General features: G+C 67.4%; 19 protein-coding genes and 1 tRNA gene. 10 read left to right on the forward strand and 10 right to left on the reverse strand.

Features of this window, described 5'->3' with window-relative positions; translation table 11 throughout:
- Positions 1-239 precede the first annotated feature (239 nt).
- From gyrA to SPI01S_RS01570, 9 genes are all read left to right on the forward strand, one after another.
- Positions 240-2,984 (forward strand): DNA gyrase subunit A, encoded by a 2,745-nt coding sequence (gene gyrA, locus SPI01S_RS01530; RefSeq protein WP_066717032.1) that lies wholly within the window; start codon positions 240-242, stop codon positions 2,982-2,984.
- A gap of 3 nt (positions 2,985-2,987) precedes the next feature.
- Positions 2,988-3,341 (forward strand): DUF952 domain-containing protein, encoded by a 354-nt coding sequence (locus SPI01S_RS01535; RefSeq protein WP_066717034.1) that lies wholly within the window; start codon positions 2,988-2,990, stop codon positions 3,339-3,341.
- 67 nt (positions 3,342-3,408) lie between these two features.
- Positions 3,409-3,483: transfer RNA gene (locus SPI01S_RS01540), tRNA-Glu, on the forward strand.
- Positions 3,484-4,108: 625 nt separating this feature from the next.
- A complete protein-coding gene (locus SPI01S_RS01545; protein WP_066717037.1) occupies positions 4,109-5,083 on the forward strand; it encodes a CobW family GTP-binding protein in 975 nt (324 codons plus the stop codon).
- Positions 5,083-6,114, forward strand: a complete 1,032-nt coding sequence (locus SPI01S_RS01550) for a WD40 repeat domain-containing protein (RefSeq protein WP_066717040.1) — start codon at positions 5,083-5,085, stop codon at positions 6,112-6,114. The genes SPI01S_RS01545 and SPI01S_RS01550 overlap by 1 nt, the downstream gene beginning before the upstream one ends.
- The gene (locus tag SPI01S_RS01555; RefSeq protein WP_066717043.1) at positions 6,111-6,308 is read left to right on the forward strand and encodes a DUF1289 domain-containing protein; all 198 of its coding nucleotides are present in this window, start codon (positions 6,111-6,113) and stop codon (positions 6,306-6,308) included. Before SPI01S_RS01550 ends, SPI01S_RS01555 begins: the two co-directional genes overlap by 4 nt.
- Positions 6,305-7,099, forward strand: a complete 795-nt coding sequence (locus SPI01S_RS01560; protein ID WP_066717046.1) for a HoxN/HupN/NixA family nickel/cobalt transporter — start codon at positions 6,305-6,307, stop codon at positions 7,097-7,099. Before SPI01S_RS01555 ends, SPI01S_RS01560 begins: the two co-directional genes overlap by 4 nt.
- A 35-nt stretch (positions 7,100-7,134) precedes the next feature.
- The gene (locus tag SPI01S_RS01565) at positions 7,135-9,303 is read left to right on the forward strand and encodes a TonB-dependent receptor (protein WP_066717049.1); all 2,169 of its coding nucleotides are present in this window, start codon (positions 7,135-7,137) and stop codon (positions 9,301-9,303) included.
- On the forward strand, positions 9,290-10,819 hold the full coding sequence (locus SPI01S_RS01570) for a PepSY domain-containing protein (RefSeq protein WP_245653428.1): 1,530 nt from the start codon (positions 9,290-9,292) through the stop codon (positions 10,817-10,819). Before SPI01S_RS01565 ends, SPI01S_RS01570 begins: the two co-directional genes overlap by 14 nt.
- Here SPI01S_RS01570 and dmeF read toward each other — a convergent pair.
- Positions 10,734-11,666 carry a CDF family Co(II)/Ni(II) efflux transporter DmeF gene (gene dmeF, locus SPI01S_RS01575; protein WP_066717053.1) on the reverse strand — a complete coding sequence of 311 codons (933 nt, stop codon included), beginning with the start codon at positions 11,664-11,666 and terminating at the stop codon, positions 10,734-10,736. The two genes, SPI01S_RS01570 and dmeF, sit on opposite strands and share 86 nt — an antisense overlap.
- Positions 11,667-11,675: 9 nt before the next feature.
- Positions 11,676-11,951, reverse strand: a complete 276-nt coding sequence (locus SPI01S_RS01580) for a metal/formaldehyde-sensitive transcriptional repressor (RefSeq protein ID WP_066717055.1) — start codon at positions 11,949-11,951, stop codon at positions 11,676-11,678.
- A 98-nt stretch (positions 11,952-12,049) separates the two neighbouring features.
- Between SPI01S_RS01580 and SPI01S_RS01585 the strand changes: the two genes are divergently transcribed.
- Positions 12,050-14,023, forward strand: coding sequence for a M1 family metallopeptidase (locus SPI01S_RS01585; RefSeq protein WP_157084512.1), 1,974 nt, complete (start codon positions 12,050-12,052; stop codon positions 14,021-14,023).
- A 24-nt stretch (positions 14,024-14,047) separates the two neighbouring features.
- Here the strand turns inward: SPI01S_RS01585 and SPI01S_RS01590 are convergent, their stop codons facing one another.
- The 8 genes from SPI01S_RS01590 to SPI01S_RS01625 form a co-directional block, all read right to left on the reverse strand.
- The gene (locus SPI01S_RS01590) at positions 14,048-15,202 is read right to left on the reverse strand and encodes a CobW family GTP-binding protein (RefSeq protein ID WP_066717057.1); all 1,155 of its coding nucleotides are present in this window, start codon (positions 15,200-15,202) and stop codon (positions 14,048-14,050) included.
- Positions 15,199-15,822 carry a DUF1826 domain-containing protein gene (locus SPI01S_RS01595; RefSeq protein WP_066717060.1) on the reverse strand — a complete coding sequence of 208 codons (624 nt, stop codon included), beginning with the start codon at positions 15,820-15,822 and terminating at the stop codon, positions 15,199-15,201. Before SPI01S_RS01595 ends, SPI01S_RS01590 begins: the two co-directional genes overlap by 4 nt.
- 314 nt (positions 15,823-16,136) lie before the next feature.
- Positions 16,137-17,324 (reverse strand): PepSY-associated TM helix domain-containing protein, encoded by a 1,188-nt coding sequence (locus SPI01S_RS01600; protein WP_245653429.1) that lies wholly within the window; start codon positions 17,322-17,324, stop codon positions 16,137-16,139.
- A 2-nt stretch (positions 17,325-17,326) separates the two neighbouring features.
- Positions 17,327-19,372: a TonB-dependent siderophore receptor gene (locus tag SPI01S_RS01605; RefSeq protein WP_245653430.1), complete on the reverse strand. Its 2,046-nt coding sequence runs from the start codon at positions 19,370-19,372 to the stop codon at positions 17,327-17,329.
- 148 nt (positions 19,373-19,520) lie between these two features.
- A complete protein-coding gene (locus SPI01S_RS01610; RefSeq protein WP_066717067.1) occupies positions 19,521-20,696 on the reverse strand; it encodes a hybrid sensor histidine kinase/response regulator in 1,176 nt (391 codons plus the stop codon).
- Between the two features lie 5 nt (positions 20,697-20,701).
- Positions 20,702-21,259: a chemotaxis protein CheB gene (locus SPI01S_RS01615; protein ID WP_066717069.1), complete on the reverse strand. Its 558-nt coding sequence runs from the start codon at positions 21,257-21,259 to the stop codon at positions 20,702-20,704.
- Positions 21,256-22,095, reverse strand: coding sequence for a CheR family methyltransferase (locus tag SPI01S_RS01620; protein WP_066717657.1), 840 nt, complete (start codon positions 22,093-22,095; stop codon positions 21,256-21,258). Before SPI01S_RS01620 ends, SPI01S_RS01615 begins: the two co-directional genes overlap by 4 nt.
- Entirely contained in the window at positions 22,092-25,538 is a 3,447-nt protein-coding gene (locus SPI01S_RS01625) for a response regulator (protein WP_066717071.1), read from the reverse strand. The genes SPI01S_RS01620 and SPI01S_RS01625 overlap by 4 nt, the downstream gene beginning before the upstream one ends.
- Positions 25,539-25,825 lie beyond the last annotated feature (287 nt).

A 25,825-nucleotide genomic window follows, 5' to 3' on the forward strand; every position in this document is an offset into this window, starting at 1 on the left:
GCCAGGCGGCGTCGTACGTTCCTCTAAAGGCGCCCTGTACACCATTCAAGCGCGGTTGCCGTGCGGGAAGCGCGCTGAACGTGCATTGAACAAGCGCCATTGCGGAGCGGAAACGTTTGGGTCCGGACTTGGCTCCCATGCTCCCCACGCGCGCACGTACGCGCGGGCGCGGGGTTGGCAGGAGGCATGCGGGCGGCTAGAGCCATCACAGCGTAACAAAAACCCGAAAGTCTGTTGCATTGACCGACGAGACCATGCTCGCCGACCCTTCCGACATTACCCCGATCTCGATCGTCGACGAGATGAAGACCTCGTACCTCGATTACGCGATGAGCGTGATCGTGGCGCGCGCCCTGCCCGACGTTCGTGACGGCCTGAAGCCCGTCCACCGCCGCATTCTCTACGCAGCGCAGGAAGGCGGCTATGTCGCCGGACGGCCGTACCGCAAGTCCGCCCGCCTCGTCGGTGACGTGATGGGTAAGTATCACCCGCACGGCGACAGCTCGATCTACGACGCGATGGCCCGCATGGCGCAGGACTGGGCGATGCGCGTGCCGCTGATCGACGGCCAGGGCAATTTCGGCTCGATGGACCCCGATCCACCCGCCGCGATGCGCTACACCGAAGCGCGCCTCGCCCGCGTGGCGACGGCGCTGCTCGACGATATCGAGAAGGACACGGTCGACTTCGTGCCGAACTATGACGGTTCGGAAAGCGAGCCGTCGGTCCTCCCTGCCCGCTTCCCCAACCTGCTGGTAAACGGCGCCGGCGGCATCGCGGTCGGCATGGCGACCAACATTCCGCCGCACAATCTCGGCGAAGTGATCAACGCCTGCCTGGCGTACATCGACAACGGCGCGGTCACGCTCGAAGAGCTGATGGAGCTGGTCCCCGGTCCGGACTTCCCGACCGGCGCGGTCATCCTCGGCCGCTCGGGCTGCCGCTCGGCCTATCAGACCGGGCGCGGCTCGATCCTGGTGCGCTCGCGCCACGAATTCGAGCAGCGCGGCGAGCGCCGTTCGATCGTGCTGACCGAAATCCCGTACCAGCAGGGCAAGAACGCGCTGGTCGAGAAGATCGCCGAGGCCGCCAAGGAAAAGCGGATCGAGGGTGTCAGCGACATCCGCGACGAAAGCTCGCGCGAGGGCGTGCGCATCGTCATCGACCTGCGCCGCGACGCGACGCCCGAGGTGGTGCTCAACCAGATCTGGCGGAACACGCCGGCGCAATCGAGCTTCCCGGCCAACATGCTCGCGATCCGCGGCGGCCGTCCGGAACTGCTCAACCTGCGCGACATCATCGAGGCCTTCGTCAAGTTCCGCGAGGAGGTCATCACCCGCCGCTCGAAGTTCGAGCTGGCCAAGGCGCGCGACCGTGCGCACATCTTGCTCGGCCTGGTGATCGCGGTCACCAATCTGGACGAGATGGTGAAGATCATCCGCGGCTCGTCCAGCCCGGCGGCCGCGCGCGAAGCCCTGCTCGCCCGCGAATGGCCGATCGCCGAGATCGCGCCGTATATCCGCCTCGTCGAGGCGGTAGACACCGAAGTGACCGGCGACACCTATCGCCTGTCCGACACCCAGGTCCGCGCGATCCTCGACCTGCGCCTGCACCGCCTCACCGCGCTTGGCCGCGACGAGATCGGCGACGAGCTCAAGGAACTCGCCGATTCGATCGCCGAGCTGCTCGAGATCCTCGGCAACCGCGCCAAGCTCTATGCCGTGCTGCGCGGCGAGCTGGTTCTGATCCGCGACACCTATGCCACCCCGCGCAAGACGGAAATCGCCGCTGCCGCCGACGGCATCGACGACGAGGATCTGATCGAGCGCGAGGACATGGTCGTCACCGTGACCGTCCAGGGCTATATCAAGCGCACCCCGCTCGACGCCTTCCGCGCCCAGGCGCGCGGCGGCAAGGGCCGCGCCGGCATGGCGACCAAGGACGAAGACGCGATCACCGAGCTGTTCGTCACCTCGACGCACACGCCGGTGCTGTTCTTCTCCACGCTCGGCCGCGTCTACCGGATGAAGGTGTGGAAACTGCCCGAGGGCGGGCCCGCCACCCGCGGCCGGCCGATGATCAACCTGCTGCCGCTGGCCGCTGGCGAGACCATTTCCACCGTGCTGCCGCTGCCCGAGGACGAGGAGGAATGGGCAAATCTCCACGTGATGTTCGCCACCTGCAAGGGCAATGTACGCCGTAACAGCATGGATCTGTTCACGAACGTGCCCTCGAACGGCAAGATCGCGATGAAGTTCGAAGGCGAGGACGAGGACGATCGCCTGATCGGCGTCGCGCTGCTCAACGAGGGCGACGACGTGCTGCTTGCCACCCGCGCGGGCAAGGCGATCCGCTTCCCGGGCGAGGATGTCCGCGCGTTCCAGAGCCGTGCCTCCACCGGCGTGCGCGGCATGCGGCTGGCCGACGGCGACCAGGTGATGTCGCTGTCGATCCTGCACCGCTCGGGCGCCAGCCAGGAAGAACGCGACACCTATCTCCGCTTCGCCCCCTGGAAGGGCGAGCGCGAGGGCGAGCACGACCTTGCGCCGGAAAAGTATGAGGAGATGAAGGACCGCGAGCAGTTCATCCTCACCGTCTGCGCCAATGGCTATGGCAAGCTCAGCTCGGCCTATGAATATCGCCGCACGGGTCGTGGTGGCCAGGGCATCACCAACATCGACAATATCGGCCGCAACGGGCCGGTGGTGGCGAGCTTCCCGGCGACCAAGGGCCATCAGTTGATGCTCGTCACCGATCAGGCGAAGATGATCCGCATGTCGCTGGGCGATCTGCGCGTGATCGGCCGCAACTCGGCGGGCGTGCGGTTGTTCAACGTCGCGCAGAACGAACATGTCGTCTCGGCGGCACGCATCGAGGAAACCGAGGAGGAGGCCGAGGTGAACCTGGGCGACGGCGCAGTGGCGGGCGAAGCGACGCCGGACGCGGTGTCGGGCGAAGACCTCGCCGACGGCGGCGAGGCCTGAGCCATGGCCGAGATGCCCCTCACCGCCTACAAGATCCTGACCGCGGACCAGATGGACACGCTCGAAAAGGAGCGTGTCTTCCTCGGCGCGCCGATCGATCTGCAGGACGGCTACATCCATCTCTCCACATCGGAGCAGGTTCGGGAGACGCTGGAGAAGCACTTCGCCGGCCAGACCGGGCTGTGGCTGGCCGCAGTAGACCTATCTGCGCTGGCCGATACGGTGCGCTGGGATCCGTCGCGCGGCGGCCAGCTTTTCCCGCACATCTACGGCCCGCTGCCGCTCGACGCGGTGACGGCGTACAGCGAAGTACACTACGAACCGGACGGCAGCCTGCGCCTGCCGGTGGCGGGTTGAAGAAAGTGTAAAACAACGCTTGACGGAGCCGGCCCCGGAACGTAATTGGCCGCCTCTGCCAAGCACTGGCCCCTTCGTCTAGCGGTTAGGACGTCGCCCTCTCACGGCGAAAACACGAGTTCGATTCTCGTAGGGGTCACCAGCGATTTCAATTGCTCAGCTGGTGGATGGCTGCACGGTCGGGCAATTTGCTGTGAATTTAGTGCTAGGTCCCGGCTGCAAACCTGCGGACAATCACGGATCGTTGTGACAATCGGGACGTCGCCGCCCAGTCGCAGGATCTCAGCCGATTAGCTGATTCGCGCTCTCATTTCGGTTGTCCACAGCACCTGGATGGCGACCCGCGCCTGCGCTGGATCAGATGCTGCCCATGGATCGAACACGTTCGCCGTGATCCACGCTCCGCCGCCAGGTTCTTGCCGCGGTGCTTCCGATCAACAAGGCGGCGACAATTAGCGCAAATGCTGAGGTCGGAAAGACAGGTGACCGAGACTTCAACCCTGTCTGCAATGGCTGCTTCCGCGTGATGCATCTCAATCGCCCGCATCGTCACATGGACAGGGTATTTTTCTGCCTTTGGACCACATTCCTCACATCATGGATCCCAGGAAGAGCCGTGATGACGCGCCGCTTCGCCTTCGCGAGCGCAGGGCGGCGCGCGTCCGCCATTGGCAGATCATCGCCTCTTCTCGCTTGGAACGGAAGCAGTTGATTCCTGCGACGACATCCGCAATGATGGTATGATACATCATATCATGTGAGCAACCATGGCCCCCTCTCCCACCATTCCCGTTACCGTGCTCACCGGCTATCTCGGTGCGGGCAAGACCACGCTGCTCAACCGCATCCTCAGCGAAAATCATGGTCGCCGCTATGCCGTGATCGTCAACGAGTTCGGCGAGATCGGTATCGACAACGACCTGATCGTCGATGCCGATGAGGAAGTGTTCGAAATGAACAACGGGTGCATCTGCTGCACCGTTCGAGGCGACCTGATACGGATCATCGAGGGGCTGATGAAGCGCAAGGGCACGTTCGACGCCATCGTGATCGAGACGACCGGCCTCGCCGATCCCGCGCCGGTCGCGCAGACCTTCTTCGTCGACGACGAGGTGCGCGCCCGCGCCAGCCTGGATGCGATCGTCACGGTGGTCGACGCCCGCCACATCCTTCTGCGGCTGGAAGACAGCCACGAGGCGGAGGAGCAGATCGCCTTCGCCGACGTGATCCTGCTCAACAAGACTGACCTCGTCGATGCGCAGGAACTCGAGCGGGTTCGCCAACGGATCCGCACGATCAACGCACAGGCGACGCTGCACGAAACGCAGAACTGCGTCGTGCCGCTGGAAGACGTGCTGGAGCGCGGCGCCTTCGATCTCGGTCGCATCCTGGAGATCGAGCCCAACTTCCTGTCCGAAGACGATCACGAGCACGACGATGCGATCACCTCCGTATCGCTGCGTTCGGAAGCCCCGATCCGGCCGGAGCTGTTCATGCCCTGGCTGCGCAGGCTGACCGCCGAGCAAGGACAGGACATTCTACGCCTGAAGGGCGTGCTCGCCTTCCCGGGTGAGGAGCAGCGCTATGTCGTCCAGGGCGTCCACATGCTGCTCGACGGCGATCATCAGCGCGACTGGAAGCCGGACGAGGCGCGCACCAGCCGCATGGTGTTCATCGGCCGCAACCTCGATCGCGCCATGCTGCAGGCGGGATTCGATGGCTGCGCGGTACGGGCGGCCTGATGCCGGTGGCAGAGGCGGAGGCTGCGCTGATTCACCGCTATGGCCGCCACGTCGCGCTCAATGCGGCGCCGACCGCGCTGCTCTGGCTCGGCACCACCGCCGCCGTGGCGCTGGGCGACGGCAGCGTTTGCTGGATAGGGGACGGCGCGGATCCGCAGGCGATGCCGGTCCATGGCGGCGCGATCCTCTCGGCCTGCCGGTCTCCCGATGGGGCGGAGATCGTCACCGGGGGCGACGATGGGCGCGTCTGCCGCATCTCGCCCGGCGGCAAGGTGGCCGAGCTCGGCGTCTTCGCGCGGCGATGGGTGGAGCATCTGGTCGTGAGCCCGGCCTCCGGCCTTCTCGTCGCTGGCGTCGGCAAGGAAGCGGTCGTCTGGGCCAAGGGAGCCGGCGCACCGTCGCATCGCTATGCCGTCGGCTCGACGATCGGCGGCCTGGCGCTGGACGCGAAGGGCAAGCGGCTGGCCATCACCCATTACAACGGCGCGACCCTGCTCTACGGCACCAATCCGGAAAGCGGCCGGGTGGCGCTCGCCTGGACAGGCTCGCATCTCGCCTGCACATTGCACCCACAGGGTCGCTTTCTACTCACCGCGTTACAGGAAACCGGGCTGCATGGCTGGCGCCTCGCCGACCTGCGGGACATGCGGATGGGCGGCTATACCGCCAAGACCCGCTGCTTCTGCTGGGATCGCAAGGGCAGATGGCTGGCCACCAGTGGCGATGCCGCAGCGATCCTCTGGCCGTTCGACGGGAAGGACGGGCCGATGGGCAAGGCGCCGCTGCTCCGCGCCGGGCGCAAGAACGCGCGGGTGACGCAGGTCGCGTTCCACCCCAAGGACGATGTGCTGGCCGTCGGCTATGACGATGGCGTCGTGGCGCTCGCCCGCCTGGCGGACGAGAACACGCTGCTGCTCGACACCGAAGGCGACGCGGTCACGGTCCTCGCCTGGAACGACGCCGGCACCCGGCTGGGCTGGGGCGGTGAGGATGGGCGGATCGGCCTGCTCGCCATGGACGCGCGCGCATGAAGAGCCCGTGCATCAGCATCTGCCGGTTCGATGGCCGCACCGGCTGGTGCGTCGCGTGCGGGCGCACCCTGCCCGAATGCCGCGAATGGAAGAAGGCGCCCCGCCCCCGGCTGCTGGCGATCAGCAAGGCGTTGCCGGCGCGGCTGGCCAAGCTCGACACGCGCGGCGTGCGGGTGACCGAGGAAGAGGCATGATCGAATTTTCTGCGCTCTGGCTGATCTTCGTGCTCGGGCTGCGACACGGACTCGACCCCGATCATGTAGCAGTGATCGACAATATCGTGTTTCGCACCGTCGAAGCGCGGCCGCGGCTGGCGCGGTGGGTCGGTACGCTGTTCGCGCTGGGACACAGCCTGTCGATCGCCACCGTCGCCATTGGCGTGTCGCTGGCGGCGGGCGCCTTCGTTCCGCCTGCCTGGACGGCACCGACGATCGACCTCGCCGTGATCGGCCTGTTGCTGATCGTCGGCACGCTCAACCTGCACGGGTTGCTGACGCAGGCGCGCTATACGCCGGTCGGCTGGCGAAGCGGGCTGGTGCCGAAGCGGCTGCGAAACAGCACGCATCCGCTAGCGATCGTCGCGGTCGGGGCCATCTTCGGGCTCGTGTTCGATACCGCCACCCAGGCGGCCGCCTGGGGCGCCGCGGCAACGGCGAAGGGCGGGACGATGGCCGCGCTGGCGATCGCGGCCACCTTCGCCACCGGCATGATGCTTGCCGATACCCTCGACAGCCAGATCGTCGCTCGGCTGCTGCGCACCCGCAGCCACGCCACCGCGACCGTGCAGCGCTATCGCCGCGCAGTGGGCTGGCTGGTGGTCGCGCTCAGCTTCGGCACCGCTGGTTATGCGCTGGCCGAGTTGGCAGGGCTGGACGTAGCCCTGTCCGACGGGGCATTCACCGCGATCGGCGTCACCGCCGCAGCGACGATCATTCTTCTGCTGCTCGCCAGCCGCTTGCGGGCAACTGCTGGCAAGCGCGCCTGAGCACCAATCACAAGATTTCCAAGGGGGATTTCGACATGACCATGAAGGTGCGGCGCATGCCGCGCATGGCGCTGGCTGCGCTCGCCGCCACCGCCGCGACGCCTGCCCTGGCCCAGAGCACGGCACCGGGCGGCGCGGGCGACGAGATTACCGTCACCGGCTGGCGCCTCCGCCAGCTCGACACGATCGTGCCGACCGGCAGCCGCCTCGATTTGTCGATCCGCGAAACCCCCGCGACGCTGGACCGGATCGGCGCCGACGAGATGCTGACGCGCGGCTTCCGCACGGTGGAGGAAGCGACGGACAGCCTGCCCGGCATCATCTCCGGCGGCTCGCCGGGCAACCCCACGCTGTTCTCGATGCGCGGCTTCACCGGCGAGCAGATCACCATCCTGCACAACGGCCTGTATCTGGGGCCCGCCAACATGATCAACCGGCCGGGCAACAGCTTCAACCTTGCCGGCATCGACGTGCTGAAGGGCCCCGGCTCAGTGCTCTACGGCCAGGGCGCGGTGGGCGGCGCGGTCAACATCGTCAACAAGCGCCCGGATTTTCAGGGCAATAGCGGCCAGGCGCTGGCTTCCTATGGTGACTTCGATACGGTCAGCCTCGGCCTGGGCGGCAACCGCGTGCTCAGCGATACGCTCGCCGCACGGGCCGATCTGAGCTATCACCGCTCGAGCGGCTATGTCGACGATACCGGGCCGCATTCGTTCAACGCGACCGGTGGGCTCCTGTACCGGCCGTCGAGTACCCTCTCGGTCGAGCTCAGCGTCGACTATCTCCGCGATCGGCTGTCGACCTATTACGGGACCCCGCTGCTCCCTGCCACCGCCACAGCGGATCCGATCGCCGGCATCCTCGCAAGCGCGAGCGGCGCGGCGGTCGATCGCCGCACCCGCTTCGTCAACTACAATGTGGCGGACAGCCGGGCGAACAGCTGGCAGGTCTGGCCGCGGCTCGCCGTCACCTGGTCGCCCTCGGACGCGGTGACGCTCGCCAACACCGCCTATTATTTCCACGCCGATCGCCAGTGGATCAACGCGGAGACCTTCGCCTACAATGCCGGCACCGGCCGGATCGATCGCGATCGGTTCTTCGTCTTTCACAAACAGGATCTGGTGGGCGACCAGGGCAGCGCGACCTTCCGGCACAGCCTGGCCGGGCTTTCGAACAAGCTGGTGATCGGCTTCGACTACAGCCATCTCGATTTCGTCCGCAGCCGCGGCTTCCCGGACGGCGACAGCGTCGATCTGCTGCGGCCGGCGCGCGGCAGCTTCGGCCCGCTCGATCGGCGGGTGAGCCCGACCCGCTGGGACCAGTTCGCGCTGTTCGCCGAGGATGCACTCGATCTGACGCCCAGGCTCAAGCTGGTCACCGGCCTGCGCGCCGAGCGACTGTACCTGACGCGCGAGAACTTCAACCTCGACGGCAGCTTCAACGCCGGCTCCAGCTTCCGCCGCGTCTACAAGCCGTTCAACTGGCGCACCGGCCTCGTCTATGACGTGACGCCGGCGGTGACCGCCTATGCCTCGGTCAGCACCGGTCAGGACCCGGTCGGCTCGAACATCTTCCTGGTCAATGCGGGGCAGAATTTCGCGCTGTCGAACGCGCGCCAGCTCGAAGCAGGCGTGAAGGCGGCGCTGCTGAACGGACGCGCGTCGCTGACGGCGGCGGTCTATGACATCGAACGGCGCAATATCCTGACCCAGGTGGCGATCGATACGGTGAGCAATATCGGCCGGCAGCGCTCGCGCGGGATCGAGATTTCGGGCGAGGCGCGGCTGACGCGGCACTGGGCGGTCACCGCCAGCGGCACCTATGTCGATGCCCGCTACGGCGACTTCGTAGACCCGAACTACGGCGTCGCCGCATCGGGCAACCGGCCGCCGAACGTGCCCGACTGGACGGCCAATGTGTGGACCAGCGTCCAGAAGATCGCCGGGCTGCCGCTGGAAGCGGGCGGCGGGGTGAAATATGTCGGCCGGCGCTTCGGCAACACCGCCAACACGCTGGTGCTGCGCCCCTATGCGACGGGCATCGTCTATGCCAGCTGGGCGCTCACCCCACGCCTGTCGCTGACCGGGCGGATCAACAATGTGTGGAACAAGACGTTCGTGCAATGGGCCGACATCTACTACCCGGCACAGGTGATGCTGGGCGAGCCACGCCGCGCGGAGGTGAGCCTGCTTGCCCGCTTCTGAGACGCGCCTTTCGCAGCGCCTGCTGGCGATGCTGGTCTGGTTCCACCGCTGGATCGGCATCGCCACCTGCCTGATCTTCGCCGCATGGTTCGCCAGCGGCGCGGTGATGCTGTTCCAGCCCTTCCCGTCCTTGCCCCACGCCGCGCAGATGGCGCTGCAGGCGCCGATCACGGCGCCGGCGGATTTGATGGCGCCCGCGCGGGCGGCAGCCACGGTGTCTGGCGCAGAGACGCTGCGTCTGGTCCAGCGCGCCGGACGCCCGGCCTATGTGGTGGAAGGCGGCGGTGCGGTGCAGGCCATCGATGCCAGGACGGGCGCACTGCTCCCACCGCTGTCGCGCGCGCAGGCGCTCGCCGAGGCGCGCCGCCTGTTCGGCCCAACCGCAAGCACAACCGCGCCGTTCGAGCATGACCAATGGGTGGTCCACAACAGGTTCGATCCGGCGCGGCCCTTCTACCGCCTCGATGCCAACGACGCGCAGGGTACGCAGCTCTACCTGTCGGCGCGCTCGGGTGAACTGCTCCAGCGCACCAGCCGCAGCACACGGGCTTGGAACTGGCCGGGGGCCGTGCTCCACTGGGTGTATGTGACGCCGCTACGCAAGGACTGGCGCGCCTGGGATGCCAGCGTCTGGTGGCTCTCGCTGGTCTGCATGCTCGTCGCCATCGCGGGCATGGTCCTCGGGATCGTCCGCATGGTCGCGGCACGGCGCCTCCATCCGCCGCGCATCAGCTTCTTCCGCCGCCGCTGGCTACGCTGGCACCACCTGCTCGGGCTCGGCGCGGGCGTGTTCGTGCTGGGCTGGATCTTCAGCGGCTGGCTGTCGATGGACCATGGCCGCCTGTTCTCGCGCGGCACGCCCACCGGCGCGCAGGCGCAGGCCTATGCCGGCTGCTCGCTGGCACAGCTGCTCCGGCAGGTGGACGCCACGCGACTGGTCGCCCGGCCGGTGCCCGAGATCAGTGTGACCCCGCTTGCCTGCCGCCCGGTACTGACGCGCTCCGCCGCCGACGGCAGCGTCGAACGCGTCGACGGCGCAGGACGCCGGATCGACGACGCGACGATGCGTACGCTGGTGCTGCGTGCCGTTGCTGCCGGCTGGCCGCAAGCATCGGCGGCGGGGGTCCAGCCGGTCGATCCCGATGCGACCTATGCGCTGGCCGAAGGCTGGCCCCGCTCGGCCTGGCGGATCGCGTTGGCCGCACCCGCTGCACCGGACCTCTATGTCGATGGCAACAGCGGCCGCCTGCTGACGGTGATGGACTCGAGCCGCGCGGCCTATGCCTGGGTCTATTACGCGCTGCATACCGGCAACGTGCCCGGCCTGAGCACGCGACCCACGCTGCGCCGCCTCCTCCTGCTGCTCCCGCTGGCCGCAGGATTCCTGTTCAGCGTCACCGGCGTGGTGCTCGGCTGGCGACGCCTGCGCGCTACCGCGTTTCGATCGTCAGATGGGCGAGTTCGTGGACGGGCGCCAAGCGCTGCCGGACCAGTTCCGGGTTCGAAACGCCGGTGACGCTGACGATCGCCGCGCGCGCGGCGGGGCCGACGCGCCAGACGTGAAGATCGGTGATCCGGACATCGCCCGGCGCTTCGACCAGCGCGCGTACTTCTTCCGCGACATGGTCATCGGTCGCGTCGAGCAGCATGGCGGCAGTGTCACGCAACAGGCTCCACGACCAGCGCGCAATGACCACGGCACCCACCAGCCCCATCGCCGCATCCATCCACAGCCAGCCGAGATAGCGCCCCGCCAGCAACGCCGCGATGGCGAGGATGGAGGTCAGGGCGTCGGCCAGCACATGCACATAGGCCGCCCGCAGGTTGTTGTCGTGCTGATGCCCGTGGTGATCATGGCCATGGGCGTGCCCGTGATCATGGCCGGGATGGTGGTGCTGGTGATGCCCGCCGCTCAAAAGCAGCGCACTGACAAGGTTCACCAGCAGGCCCAGTACCGCGATCCAGGTCGCCGTGCCGAAATCGACACGCGTCGGCTGGAACAGCCGCCATGCCGACTCGCCGGCGATCCCGGCAGCGACGAGCCCAAGCACAAGTGCGGACGCGAAGCCGGCGAGATCGCCGACCTTGCCGGTGCCGAAGCTGAACCGCCCGCTCGCGGCATGGCGCCGGGCAAAGGCATAGGCCCCCGCCGCCACCGACAGCGCGCCCGCATGCGTCGCCATGTGGAAGCCGTCCGCGAGCAGCGCCATCGAACCGGTGGCATAGCCTGCGGCGATCTCCCCCACCATCATGCCGGCGGTGAGCAGCACGACCCACTGCGTACGCCGCGCGTTCGCATCATGCGCGGCACCGAGGAAATCGTGGCTATGGGTCAGCGCGGCAGCGTTAGAATCCGTCATCATGGCAGCGTCCTATTTGGAGTAGCGGCGGATCACCGCCAGCAGGTCGGCGGCGCCTTGCGCACGCGCTTCGTCGGTCAGCCCCGCCCCCGCGACATGCGCTTCGAGATGCTCGGCGATGATCTCGTCGACCAGCCCGTTCACCGCGCCCCGCACGGCCGCCACCAGGTGAAGCACCTTCGCACAGGGCGCGCCGGCGACCAATTCGCGTTCCACGGCAGCGACCTGTCCCGCGATGCGGCGCACGCGCGCAATCAGCTCCGGATTGGCATCGGTCAAATGACTCATAGGGATACCCCCTACCCCTATATGCGCGTGATCCGCAAGAGGCCAAACGCCGCCTGTCGGGCCGCACCAAATCGGTGGACGGTACGACACATCTTCCTATGCTTGCCCTTCGAGACAAACGGAGCCCTCCGCTGAAACATCCGGCCTATCCTCTTGCCGGGGCGCTTGCCCTCGCTGCCCTGCCCGCCGCCGCACAGACGCGCTACGATCCCGCCGTCGCCTTCGCGCCGCTTGCGCTGCCCAGCGCCGCCACCACGATCCGCAGCGCGAACGGCATGCCCGGTCCGGCCTATTGGCAGAACCGGTCGGACTACCAGATCCACGCGACGCTCGATCCGGCCGCCAAGCAGATCCGCGGGACGGCGACGATTACCTACACCAACAACAGCCCCGACCGGCTCGACTATCTGTGGCTCCAGCTCGACCAGAATCTCTACCGACCAGGGTCGCGCGGTGCGGTGGCGAGCGGGCGCGTGCCCGGCGGCACCACCGACGGCATGGTGATCGAGGCGGTCGAGCTGCTGTCCGCCGGCAAGACGATCGCCGTCACGCCCGTGATCTCGGACACGCGCATGCAGGTGCCGTTGCCCGCGGCATTGCCCTTGCACGGCAAGCTCACACTGCGCATCCGCTACCATTTCACCATTCCGGGCGAATGGGGTGGCCGCATGGCCTGGGGCAAGGCGCGGGACGGCGAGGTCTACAACATCGCGCAATGGTATCCCCGCATGGCGGTCTATGACGATCTGCGCGGCTGGGACCCGCTCCCCTATCTCGCCCAGGAATTCTACCTCGACTATGGCGACTTCGACTATTGGGTGACGCTGCCCGCAAACATGATCGTCGCCGGATCGGGCGAATTGCAGAACCCGCAGGACGTGCTCACCGCCACCCAGCGGGCGCGGCTCGCCAAGGCGCGGACCAGCGACGCGACCGTCGAGGTGATCGCGCCCGGCGAGATCGGCACCCCAGCCTCCCGCCCCCGGCAGGACGGCACGCTCACCTGGCATTTCCGCATGGAGAACAGCCGCGACGTCGCCTTTGCGGCCTCGTCCGCCTTCGCCTGGGATGCCGCGCGGATGAACTTGCCGGGCGGCCGAACCGGCCTGGCCATGTCGGTCTATCCGGCGGAGAGCCAGGGGCCCGACAAATGGGGCCGCTCGACCGAATATCTCAAGCACGCGGTCGAGGAATTCTCGCGCCGCTGGTATCCCTATCCCTGGCCGAACGCGGTCAACGTCGCCGGCATCGCGACCGGCATGGAATATCCCGGCATCGTGTTCGACGGGATCGAGGATACCGGCAAGGAGCTCTTCTGGATCACCGCACACGAGATCGGCCATAGCTGGTTCCCGATGATCGTCGGCTTCGACGAGCGGCGGGATGCCTGGATGGACGAAGGCTTCAACACCTTCATCGATGTCTACGAATCCGATGCCTTCAACCACGGCGAATATGGGCCAAAGCGCGACAGCGAATATGCCGAAGGCGGCCGCAATCCGGTGGACGAGATCCTGCCGGTGCTCGCCGACCCGAACGCGCCGCCGATCCTTTCGCGCGCGGACACGGTGACCGAGAAATACCGGCACGCGGTGACCTATTTCAAATCGGCGCTGGGCCTCACCCTGCTGCGCGAGCAGATCCTGGGGCCCGATCGGTTCGATCCCGCCTTCCGCCGCTTCATCGCCGCCTGGGCCTTCAAGCATCCCAAGCCCGCCGACTTCTTCCGCGCGATGGAGGATGCCAGCGGCGAGGACCTCAGCTGGTGGTGGCGCGGCTGGTATGTTCACAACTGGACGCTCGACCAGGCAGTCACCCGGATCAGCCCGGCACGCGATGGCGCAGGCTCGCTGGTGACAGTCGAGAACCGCGACCCGATGGTGATGCCGGCCACGCTGCGTGTCACCTTCGCCGACGGTTCGAAGCGCGACATCGCCTTGCCGGCCGAGACGTGGATCCGAACGGCCAGCACCGACGTCTACGTTCCCGGCCCGCAACGCGTGGTGCGGGCGGAAATCGATCCCGACCACAAGCTGCCCGACCGCGACCGGAGCAACAACGCGGCGCGGTAGCGGAGCGCCACGGGGCGGCCGCCGTCAGGCCCGGCCGCCCCCCATCATGCCGCCTGCGATCCCCGGCGTCGGGATCTGCTCCACCAGTCCCTGCAGCCCGAAGCGCTCGAGCCCGATCGTCATCAGCGACAAGGTCCCGCGCAGCTGATCGGCGGTGATGTCGCGGGTGATGAACACCAGCCGCGTCCGCCGATCGTCGGAGGGCCAGCCGTCCAGCTCCACCGGCGGGTGGAACAGGTGCTGCACCCCGTGCACCACCACCGGCCTGGGATGATCGCGCAGGTGCACGATCCCCTTCACGCGGAGGATGTCCGCGCCCTTCAGGCTGGTGAGGATGTCGATCCAGCGCTCGAACGCCTCGGCACGCAGCGGCGCGTCGAAGGTCAGGCAGGTCGCGCGGATACGATCGTCATGACGATTGACGTCGTGCGCGTGATGGTGGCCATGCGCCTCGTGATGCGCATGGTCATGCCCGTGCGCGGTGTCATAGGCCTCGGCCTGCAGCCAGCGCCGTACGTCGTTGCTCTTGGTCGCCGGATTGTACAGGCCGGCATCGAACAGCCGGTCGGGCTCGACCACGCCCTGGAGCACCGGCACGATCGGCGCCGCCGGGTTGATCGCGCGCAGCCGCGCCTCGACCGCGCGGCGCGCGTCGCTGGACAGGAGATCGATCTTGGTGAGTACCAGGCGATCGGCAACCGCCGCCTGGCGCACCGCCTCTTCCTGCGTGTCTAGCGTCGCCATGCCGTTGAACGCATCCACCGTGGTGATCACGCCGTCGAGGCGATAGAGCGTCCGCAGCTCCGGATCGGTCATCAGCGTGTGCAGGATCGGCGCGGGATCGGCGAGGCCCGTCGTCTCGATGACGACGCGGTCGAACCAGCAGCGGCCTTCGCGGGCGAACCGCCAGGGCGCGTCGCGCAGGGTGGCGCGGAGGTCGCCGCGGATGGTGCAGCACAGACAGCCGCCCATCATCTCGACCACCATGTCCTCGTTCGATCGTGCGATCAGGTCATGGTCGAGGCCGATCGCACCGAACTCGTTGATGATCACCAGCGCCCGGCGCAGTTCCGGCATCCGCACCAGGTGGTTGAGCAGCGTCGTCTTGCCGCTGCCGAGAAACCCGGTGAGCACGCTGACCGGGATCAGCGCCTCTTCGCCCGCCATTACGCCGCTCATTCCGGCAGCCTCGGCGCGGGAGCCGGATCGATCGCGAGCAGCAGGCGCGTCTCGCCCGTGTCGCCGATCGGCGGCGAGCGATGGAGGATCGCCGGGACCTCTGTCGCAAGCCGGCCCTTGAAGATGGCGACGTCGCCGGTGCGCATCTGGCGGATCGGCGTGTCGCAGTCGGCGTCACCATGGATCCACTGCGTGCCCGATCCCACCAGCGTGGTCAGCAGCCGCGCCGTCACATGATCTGCATGGAATTTGCGGCAGCCGTCCGTCTCGATCACTTCGAGCCGGATGTTGAGGGAATCGACCTTCAGGATCGCGGCGAAGCGGCGGGCATGGCCGACGATTTCCTCGGCCAGCGCGTCACCGCGGGCGCCCGCCGGGTAGCCCGCCTCCGCGAGCCCCTCGCCCACGTCCGCGTCCAGCGCGTCCAGCGTCGTCGCAAAGTCGAGATCGTCGATCTTCGTCCAGTCGAGCTGCGGCAGCCAGGCGAGCGCAAGGGGAAGCGGGCGGTTCCACACCGCCAGGTGCACCTCCGGTCGCGCCACGGCATCGAGCACGGTGGGATCGCCGCGCTCGACCGCAACAGCGGGCGCCGCAAAGCGCTTCTCCGCCGAAGCGCTCATGCCGCCGGCTCCCCTTCCGGCACGAAATCGGGAAGCGCGTGGTGACGCACGGCCTTCTCGCTTCGTACCGGGAAAGCCCGGCTTAGCCCTGGAGACTTCAGCGCGCGGCCGTAACCGGCAGAGTTGATGGACACCAACCAACGTTCCTCGCAAAATGATATGATGTATCATCACTATCGGCATAGGCGTTAAAGCTCAAGCCGCGACGCGTCGGAAAAGGCAGGAAGGGAGCACGACGATCGACGCGCATCGGCGCGGCGGCAAAGGATCGAGCACCGTCCTCACCACGATGCCATCATACCGCGCCGCAGACGTCAGCTTCCGCCGGCGATCGCGCCCGGGGTCAGCACCAGCGCCAGCAGTACCAGCCCGAGCCCCAGATAGCCCCAGGCGCCCATGCCGGCCCAGGCGATGCGGCCGGCACCGCGCCGCTGCGGGTCCGCCCTTGCGAGGCGCTTCGCGTAGATGATCGTGCCGGTCACCGAAAGGCCGGTCAGGATCATCCCGAACAGGAACCAGAGCATCTTGGTCGCCAGCCCGCCAAAGGTCCCGAAATGCAGCGGATCCGCCATTTCGGAGATGCGCTGGTGCACGTCGAGACTGCGCCCGTCGAGGGAGGTCAGGACGGCGCCGGTCGCTGCGTCGATCGCCACCACGTTGGCGCGATCGCGTACCAGCCACGCATGGTCCTGGCCGAGCAGGAGGATCCCATTCCGCTTCGTGAACCGGATCTCGCGGATGTCGAGCGACGGACGCGCGCGCAGCCCGGTCGCCACCAGGCGGTCGAGCGCAGCGCCGGTCGGCACCGGGGCGGTGGTTGTCGATTGCGGCAGCTTGGGGACGGCAGCGTTGCCGCCCAGGCTTTCCACCAGATACCACAGACCCGTGACGGCGATGAGCGTGACGAACCAGAGGCTCCACAATCCGCCCAGCCGGTGCACGTCCCCGCTCAGCCGACGGAGGTCCCCGCCCCGGGGCAACCGGAAGAACCCCCGCCACCACTTCTTGTAGGTCACCAGCCCCGTGATGAGCGACGCCAGGAGCAGCAGCGATAGCGTGGTCACGATCGGAACGCCGATGCGCGTCGGCAGCATGAGATGGCGATGCACCTGCCGAAGGAAGCGATGCACGTTGGCCCAGCCATGCGTACCGGTGACGCGGCCGCTCCAGGGATCGACATAGACGCGCGTCGGCGCGCCTCTCCCCAGGTCGACCCAGGCCTCCGCCGTGAACCAAGGGTCGATGGGCGCGTACAAGACCTGCAGCCTGCCCGAGGGCTCGGCGCGAGCGGCGGCCGCGGCCAGCGTGCCCCAGCTTGCCGTAGGGCGGGACTGCGGCGTTGCCCGCATCGCGGGCGTCACCAGCCAGTCGATCTCGTGCGCGAAGACCGCCAGGGTGCCGGTGGCGAGGACAAAGGTCATGAACAGCGCCAGCTTCAGCCCCGCCCAGCTGTGCACCCGCCACCACAAGGAGCGCGGCTTTTCCTTGCCTTGTCTGGCCACGATCAGAAGCGGAGGCGCAATTCGGTCAGGAAGGTCTGCGGCTCGCCGGGGAAGTGCCCGCTCTGCGCCGAAAAGCCAGATGCGGCGTAGACCGTGTCGAACAGGTTGTCGACGCGCAGCAGCAGCTCGGCAAAGCCCAATCCCTTGGTGATCGAGGCGTCGAACACCGTATAGGGCTTCACCGTCTGGCCGGAGAGGCTGATGCGGCGGGAGACATGCTCGCCGCCGACGGCGAACGCTGCCTTGATCGCCGGCACCTGATAGCGCGTCCAGAAACCGAGCTGGTGGCGGGGCGCGTTGGCAAAGCGGTCTCCAACGGCGTTGGTGATTGCCTGGCCGGGTGCGGTCCCGGTGATGCGGGTGTCGTTATAGCCGTAATTGGCCATCAATACCCAGTTCGGCGTGAGATCGGTGGTGAGATCGAGCTCGAACCCCTTGCTGGTCACCGCGCCGATCGGCGCGAGCGGATCGACGCCATTGACCGGGGACCGGGTAGGATCGACCTGGAGGATGTTCCGGCGGAGGATGCGATAGGCCGCCGCATTCGCCTGTAGCCGCCCCCCGAACAGCTGGGTCTTCACGCCGCCTTCCAGCTGGTTCCCCGTCACCGGCGCAAACGGGCCGCCCGCGTTGCGATCCTGATCGGCGGCCGCCTGCGGCTCGAAGCTCTGCGACCAGCTCGCATAGAGCGACACGTCCTTGCGCGGCTTGAAGATCGCGCCGCCGCGGAACGTCATATCGCCATCGGCATAGTGGGATCGCCCGGAGACGGTGGCGCCGGTGCTCGTGGTGACCCCGTCCTCGAACCGGTCGTACCGCACGCCGGCGACGAGCAGCAGGGCATCGGTGAGGCTGATCTGGTCCTGCAGGTACGCGCCCTTGCGGCGGCTGCGGGTATCGGTGACGGTGAAGGGCAAGGATGCCGCGCGCGCCGCGTCGCCGGCAGCGGCGCCGTAGACCGGGTTGCTCAGGCTGAGCGACGTCACCCCTGCACGCAGGATCCGCGAGCGCAGGATGCTCGTCTCGCGATACCAGTCGGCCCCCGCCTGGAACTTGTGCTCCACCCCCAGCAGCGCCACCCGGGCGGTCAGATTGGCCATGAAGGACAGGCCGTCCACCGGGCGGATCTGGTCGCGGAATTCGCGGCGGACCAGATCGGGGTTGGCGGGATCCAGCCCGCGGGGTTCGTGATATTGCTGCGTCTCGGTCGCCGTGAAGTAGCGGGCGCCGACGTCGAACGTCACCCGGTCGCCGATCGCGGTCGCGTAGCGCGCCTGGTAGGCCTCGGACCGCAGGTGAAGGAAATCGGTCTTCTCGTTGGCGTTCCAGTCGATGCCGGCCAGGAAGTTGCCGTCATTGTCCACCAGCACGCCGCGCAGGCGATTGGCCTGGTAGCGGCTGTCGTACACCGTGGCCTGCAGGGTGAGCTTGCCGCCCGGATGGGTCCGGATCGCAAGGCCGCCGTCGCCGATGCGCGACTTGTTCTGGGTGTTGCGACGATAGGGATCCATCGACTCATAGAAGCCGCCCAGCCGGTAGGTGACGATCCCCCCTGCATCGACCGGTCCGGTCGCCTCGGCCGAAATGCCGATGCGGTCATAGGTGCCGCCGGTCACCACCGCGCGCATGCCGGTCCTGTCCGCGGGGGTCTTCGACACATAATTGATGATGCCGCCGGGCGATCCGGGTCCGAAGAACAGACCGGCAGGCCCTTTCAGCACCTCCACACGCTCGATGTTGAACAGCTGCGGGACCGAAAACCCGATGAACGGATTGCCGCGCTGGCCATCGTAGAAGGACTGGTCCTGGCGGAATCCCCGGAAGGTGACACCGGCATAGCTGAACGCCGTGACGCCCGAGATGTTGCGGTAGATATCCGTCGCGTCCCGCGCGCCCTGGTCCGCGAAAAGCTCCGCGTTGATGACCTGGACAGCCTGGGGGATGTTCATCGGGTCTTCGGCGGCCTTGCCGACGGTCGTCTCCGTTACCCTGTACAGCCGCTGCGCGCGCCCGGTGACGGTGATCTCGTCGCCCTCACCCCGCTCCACAGGGCCTTGCTCCTGCGCAAGGGCCGGACTGGAAACCAAGGCGATGGTTGCGGCCAACGCTGCTTTCAAACGCGACACGATACCCCCTTATATGCGAATCAATCGCAACAGCGAGTAACGTCCCAGCGATCGTTTGCAATGCTTATTGCTAATTATTCGCGCTAGCGGCTCCAGAATCATCCTCTTTGGGAGGATCCTCGCAGGGGAGCCGCACCAGAAACGTCGAGCCCTGCCCCACCACGCTTTCCTTCAGCGCGATCGTGCCCGCATGCAGCGTCACCAGCTGGCGCACCAGCGCAAGCCCGATGCCGAGACCGTCGGGCTGCTCGCCGCCGCGCTCCACCTGCGCGAACAGGTCGAACACCCGCGCCTGCATCTCCGGCGGGATGCCGACCCCGGTGTCGCTGACCTCGATCGCAACCTGCGCGCCCTCGCGCCGCGCGACGAGGCGGATGGCGCCGCCCGGCAGCGTATACTTGGCCGCATTGGCGAGCAGGTTGCTCACCACCTGGGCGATGCGCGCGGCGTCCGCGTACAGCCAGACGGGCGGTTGCGGCAGCTCGATCGTCAGCCGATGCTCGCGTGCCTCGATCTGCGGGCGGCTGATCTCCACCGCCAGCGCCACCGCGTCGGCCAGATCGATGCGATCGGCGCGCAGCACGATCTTGCCCTGGTCGATCCGCGCCACGTCGAGCAGGTCCTCGATCAGCCGGGTCATGTGATCGATCTGACGCCCCATCTGGCCGCGCACCTGCTCGGCTGCTTCTCCAGTGCGGTTGCGATTGAGCAGATGCAGCCCCGCGCCCAGCGCCATGATCGGGTTGCGCAGCTCGTGCCCGACCATGCCGAGAAACGCGTTCTTGCGCCGGTCGGCGAGCTGAAGGCTTTGGGTCATCTGCTTCAGCGCGTCGCGCTGGGCGGTGATCTGGCGGCGCTGCTCGTAGAGATCGAAGAACACGTTGCTCTTCGAACGCAGGATCGCCGCATCGACCGGCTTTTGCAGGAAGTCGACCGCCCCGGTCTCGTAACCGCGGAAGCGACGCTGGGCGTCGGCACTGCCGGCGGTGAGGAAGATGATCGGGATGTGCCGGGTCCGCTCATTGGCGCGCAGGAACTCGGCGAGTTCGAACCCGTCCATGCCGGGCATCTGCACGTCGAGCAGCGCCAGCGCGACATCGTGGACGAGCAGCAGCTCGAGCGCTTCTTCGCCCGAGCGCGCCTTCAGGCATTCAAGGCCGTCGCGCCGCAGCAGCGCTTCCAGCGCCAGCAGGTTCTCGTCGAGATCGTCGACGAGCAGGAACTTCACGGGATCAGGGGCGGACATGCGGCTCAGGCCAATCGAAGGAGGTATGGGGCAATGGCGTCGATCGCCAGGCGGGTAGCTTCCGGGCACAGGGCGAGGCCGGCGGCGGGCATGGTCGGCACCCGCGCGGTTTCGGGATCCTCGACAATCGCGGCGCCGCCCGCACGGAAGACGGCGCGGAGCCCCTCGGCGCCATCCTGGTTCGCTCCGGTGAGCAGCACCGCGATCAGGCGGCTGCGCAGCGCGTCGGCGGCGCTTTCGAGCAGCAGGTCGATCGCGGGCCGGCTGTGGTTCACCGGATCGTCGGCCGACAGCGCCATGCTGCCATCGGGCTCGACCAGCAGATGGTAGTTGGCCGGCGCGAAATAGATGGTGCCGGGCTCGGGCACCTGCTTGTCCTCGGCCTCGCAGACCTGCATCGCGCACCCCGCCTGGAACAGCGTCACCAGACCGTGGTCATGATCGGGCGGCACATGGACGACGATCAGCACCGGGCGCGCGAAGTCTGCCGGCAGCGCGGGCAGCAGCGTCAGCAGCGCCTGCACCGCCCCTGCCGATCCGCCGATCACCACCGCGCCGTTCATCGGTCGCGCCGCTGGTAGATCTTCTCCTCCCGGACGAAGTCGCTGAAGCCGGCGGCATGATCGGAAAAGCGCAGGCTCTCCTTGCGGCCGAGCCCCAGGAAACCGCGACGCACCAGCGACTCCTCGAACAGCCCCACCGCGCGTTCCTGCAATCCGCGATCGAAATAGATCAGCACGTTGCGGCACGAGATCAGGTGCATCTCGGCGAACACCGAATCGGTCGCCAGGCTGTGATCGGAGAAGACGACGTTGGCGCGCAGGCTGCTGTCGAAGATCGCCCGGTCATAATCAGCGACATAGTAATCGGACAACGAGGTGCGCGCGCCCGATTTCTGGTGGTTCTCGGTGAACTTGCGGATCTGGTCGAGCGGGTACACCCCCGCCTCCGCCGCCTTGAGCGCCTTGGGGTTGATGTCGGTGGCGTAGAACAGCGTCCGCTGCTCCAGCCCCTCCTCGCGGAACAGGATGGCCAGCGAGTAGACCTCTTCACCGTTGCTGCACCCGGCGATCCAGACCTTGAGCGACGGGTAGGTCCGCAGGTGCGGGATCACCTTCTCGCGCAATGCCCGGAAATAGCTGGGGTCGCGGAACATCTCGCTCACCTGCACGGTAAGGTAGTTGAGCAGCTTGGCCAGCATCTCCGGATCGCGCAGCAGCCGTTCCTGCAGCGCGGAGAAGCTCGTCATACCCAGCCGCCCGCGCGCCTGGATCAGTCGCCGCTTGATCGAGGCGCGGGCATAATGGCGGAAGTCGTAGTGATAGCGCCGGAACAGCGCCTCGAGCAGCAGCTCGATCTCGATATCGTCGATATCGGGTTCGGGCGTCTCCTTGCTCATCGCGGCATCCAAACCCGGACCAGCGACAGCAGCTTGTCCACGTCGATCGGCTTGGCCATGTAGTCGCTGGCGCCGGCCTCGATACAGCGCTCCTGGTCGTCCGGCATCGCCTTGGCGGTGAGCATGATGATCGGCAGCCTGGCCCAGCGCGGATCCTTGCGGATCTCGCGGGTGGCGGTGAGACCGTCCATCACCGGCATCATCACGTCCATGAGCGCCAGATCGACGGCCTGGGCCGGATCCGCCGCAGCCGCTGCCAGTGCGTCGAGCGCCTCCTGTCCGTTCCGCGCGATGCGGACCAGGACGCCGCGCGGCTCCAGAACGCTGGTAAGCGAGTAGACGTTGCGCACGTCGTCCTCGACAATCAGCACCCGCCGCCCTTCCAGCACCGCGTCGCGGCGGCGCGCGGCATGGATCATTTCCTGCTGCGCGCTCGGCAGCTCCGAGACGACCTGGTGGAGGAACAGCGAAACCTCGTCGAGCAGCCGTTCGGGCGACTTCGCGCCCTTGATGATGATCGAGCTCGAATAGCGGCGCAGCTTCTGCTCGTCATCGGCGCTGAGGTCGTGGCCGGTATAGACGATCACCGGCGGAAAGCTGTGGGCGCCATCCTCCTCGCTCAGCGTCTCGAGGAGCGAATAGCCCGAGGCATCCGGCAGCGAGAGATCGAGCACCATGCAGTCGAAGGTCTGGCTGCGCAGCATCTCCAGGCACTCGGCGGCGGTGCTGACGCCGACGGTCTCGACATCGTCGGTCTGGAGCAGCCTGGCGACCGCGTCGCGCTGGACAGGATCGTCCTCCACGATCAGCACCCGGCGCATGCGGCTGGCGGTGCGTTCCTGCAGGTTCTGGAGCACTTCCGCCAACAGCTCGCGCTTGATCGGCTTGATGTGATACCCGACCGCGCCAAGCGACAGCGCCGTCTGGCTCTGGTCCGCCGCGGAGATGACGTGGATCGGGATGTGCCGTGTCGCGTCCTCCTGCTTGAGCTGGTCGAGCACGATCAGCCCCGACTGGTCGGGCAGGCCGAGATCGAGCACCACCGCGCTGGGCCGATAGGTCCGGGCAAGATGCAGCGCCTCGTCGGCGGTGTTGGCGATCAGGCACTGGAAGCCCAGTTCGCGCGAAAGGTCGCAGACGATCGATGCGAAGACCGGATCGTCCTCGATCACCAGCAGGTGACGCCCCCCCGGGGTGAGCGCGTCGCGATCGTCCCCCAGGGCCCAGTCGGCAGCGGGCGCGGCGCGCCGGGGCGGCGCAGCGAGGGCCATCGGCGCGGGCTCCGGCACCGGCGCGGCAAGCGCATCGGCGGCGGGCGGCGCCTGGCGCGGGGCCACTTCGGCGGGATCGTAGCTGGCCGGCAGGGTCAGCGTGAAGGTGCTGCCCTCGCCCGGACGGCTCTCCAGCGTGATGCCGCCGCCGAGCAGCCGCGCCAGCTCGCGCGAGATCGACAGGCCCAGGCCGGTACCACCATAGCGGCGGTTGATCGTGCCGTCGGCCTGGTGGAAGGCCTCGAAGATCATCCGCTGCTGCTCCGGCGAGATGCCGATGCCGGTGTCGCGGACCGCAAAGGCGATCCGGTCGCCCAGCGCCCGCACCTGCAGCCGCACCGAGCCCTTCTCGGTGAACTTGAGCGCGTTCGACAGCAGGTTCTTGAGGATCTGCTCCAGCCGCACCCGATCGGTCTCGATCCCGCGCGGCGCCGCCTCGTCGAACACGATCTCCAGATCGAGCCCGCGCTGTTCCGCCACCGGCTGGAAGACCTGGCGCAGATCGGTGCCGAGCCGCACCAGGCTCACCGGCTCGGGGCGGATGTCGACATGGCCTGCCTCGATCTTCGACAGGTCGAGAATGTCGTTGATCAGGGTGAGCAGGTCGTTGCCCGAGGATTCGATCGTGCGGGCGAACTTGACCTGCTCGGCAGTGAGCGTGGCGGGCCCGTTGTCGCCCAGCAGCTTGGCGAGGATCAGCAGCGAATTGAGCGGCGTGCGCAGTTCGTGGCTCATATTGGCGAGGAAGTCGCTCTTGTACTGGCTGGCCTGTTCCAGCTCGCGCGTCTTGACGAGCAGCGCGGCGCTGCCGCGCTCCAGTTCGTCACGCTGGCTTTCCAGCGCCTGGGCCTGCTCCTCCAGCTGGCTGTTGGTCTGCTCCAGCTCGACCTGCTGCTGCTCGAGCATCGCCTGCGATTCGCGCAGCGCACGGCCCTGCTCCTCCAGTTCCTCGTTGTTGACCTGCAGCTCCTCGCTCTGGGTCTGCAGCTCGGTGGCCTGGCGCTGGGTCTCTTCCAGCGCGTCCTGCAGCCGGGCGCGGAAGCGCGCGGAACGCAGCGCCACGCCGATCACCGGCGACGCCCGCTCCAGCAGCTCCAGCATCAGCGGATCGGTCGGGTAGAAGAAGCCCAGCTCGAGCACCGCGTTCACGATGTCATCGGCCTTGGCGGGCACGATCAGCAGGTGGCGCGGCTTGTCGCTGCCGAAAGCCGAGCCGATCTCCAGATAATGATCGGGAACGTCGTCGAGCAGGATCGGCACGCCTTCCGCCGCGACCCGCCCCAGCAGCCCCTCGCGCAGCCCGAACGCCTCGGGCACATCGGCATCGCCCGGTACGCCGAGCGTCGCGACCCGCTCGAAATGCCCGGCCTCGCCCTTGAACAGCGCGCCCGCCTGAAACCCGAGCTTGTCGGCAAGATAGCCGAGCACGGACTCCGCGATGTCTTCGACCGATCGGTCGCCGCGCACCGCGGCCGAAATGCCCAGCAGGCCGTTCTGCAGCCACTCCTCCCTTGCCCGGGCGCGAAGATTGCGACGGAGCAGCACGAAGATGATCAGCGTCAGCGCAGACCCGATCAGGCTCGAGATCACCCCGCTGGCGATGGCCGCGCGCGACGCGCTGGCCATGTCTTCCAGACGCTCCTGGCGGAGCCGCCCCTCTTCCTGCGCCATGACCGCGAGCTGGGCGCGAATGGCGTCCATGCTGTTCTTGCCGCGATCCGTCGTCACGATCGCAAGTGCCTCGGCCAGGCCTTCCTTGCGCCGGGTCTCGATGGTTTCGCGCAGCTCGCCCAGCTTGGCGTCGAGCTGGCGGCGCAGCTGCACGATGTTGCTCTGCTGCACGTCGTTGTCGCTGACCAGCTTCTGCAGTCGCGCCAGGCGCAGGTCCAGCGTTTCGGTGGCCCTGGTATAGGGTTCGAGATAGCTTTGCCCGCCGGTGAGCAGATAGCCGCGCTGACCGGTCTCCGCATCCTGGACCGTCGAGAGAAGCTCGTCGAGCGCGATCAGCACCGTGTGGCTGTGCCGGATGGCAGCATCGCTTTCCCCCAGCGCGACCACGTTGCGATAGGCCAGCCCGCCGCTGACGAGGAAGAAGGCCAGCCCGATGACGAGCCCGACCGTCATCCAGGCAGACCTGCCGCCGGACTCTCGCAACAAATTCCGACGCTTCATGCACTTGATCCCGAAAATGGCCCCGCGTTGCGCATACCGCGCCGCCGGGGGAGAGCAAGCACCCTGTGGGACAGGAACACCGGTCTTCTCCACGATGCAGTCCAGCAGCGCGCTCGGGCCAACAGCGCAGATGCCCCGCAATGGAGGATTCCGAAATCCGGCGGGGACGCAGCTCCGGAGCCTGAAAATCGCGCCTCACGAGAGGCACGACAACAGGTTCGAAGGGCGTCGCAGAGCGTACACCTCTCCGTTCCGGACCAGCTTCCCCATTTCAAAGCGGCACAGGC

Source organism: Sphingomonas pituitosa NBRC 102491, from assembly GCF_001598435.1.
Lineage (GTDB): Bacteria > Pseudomonadota > Alphaproteobacteria > Sphingomonadales > Sphingomonadaceae > Sphingomonas > Sphingomonas pituitosa.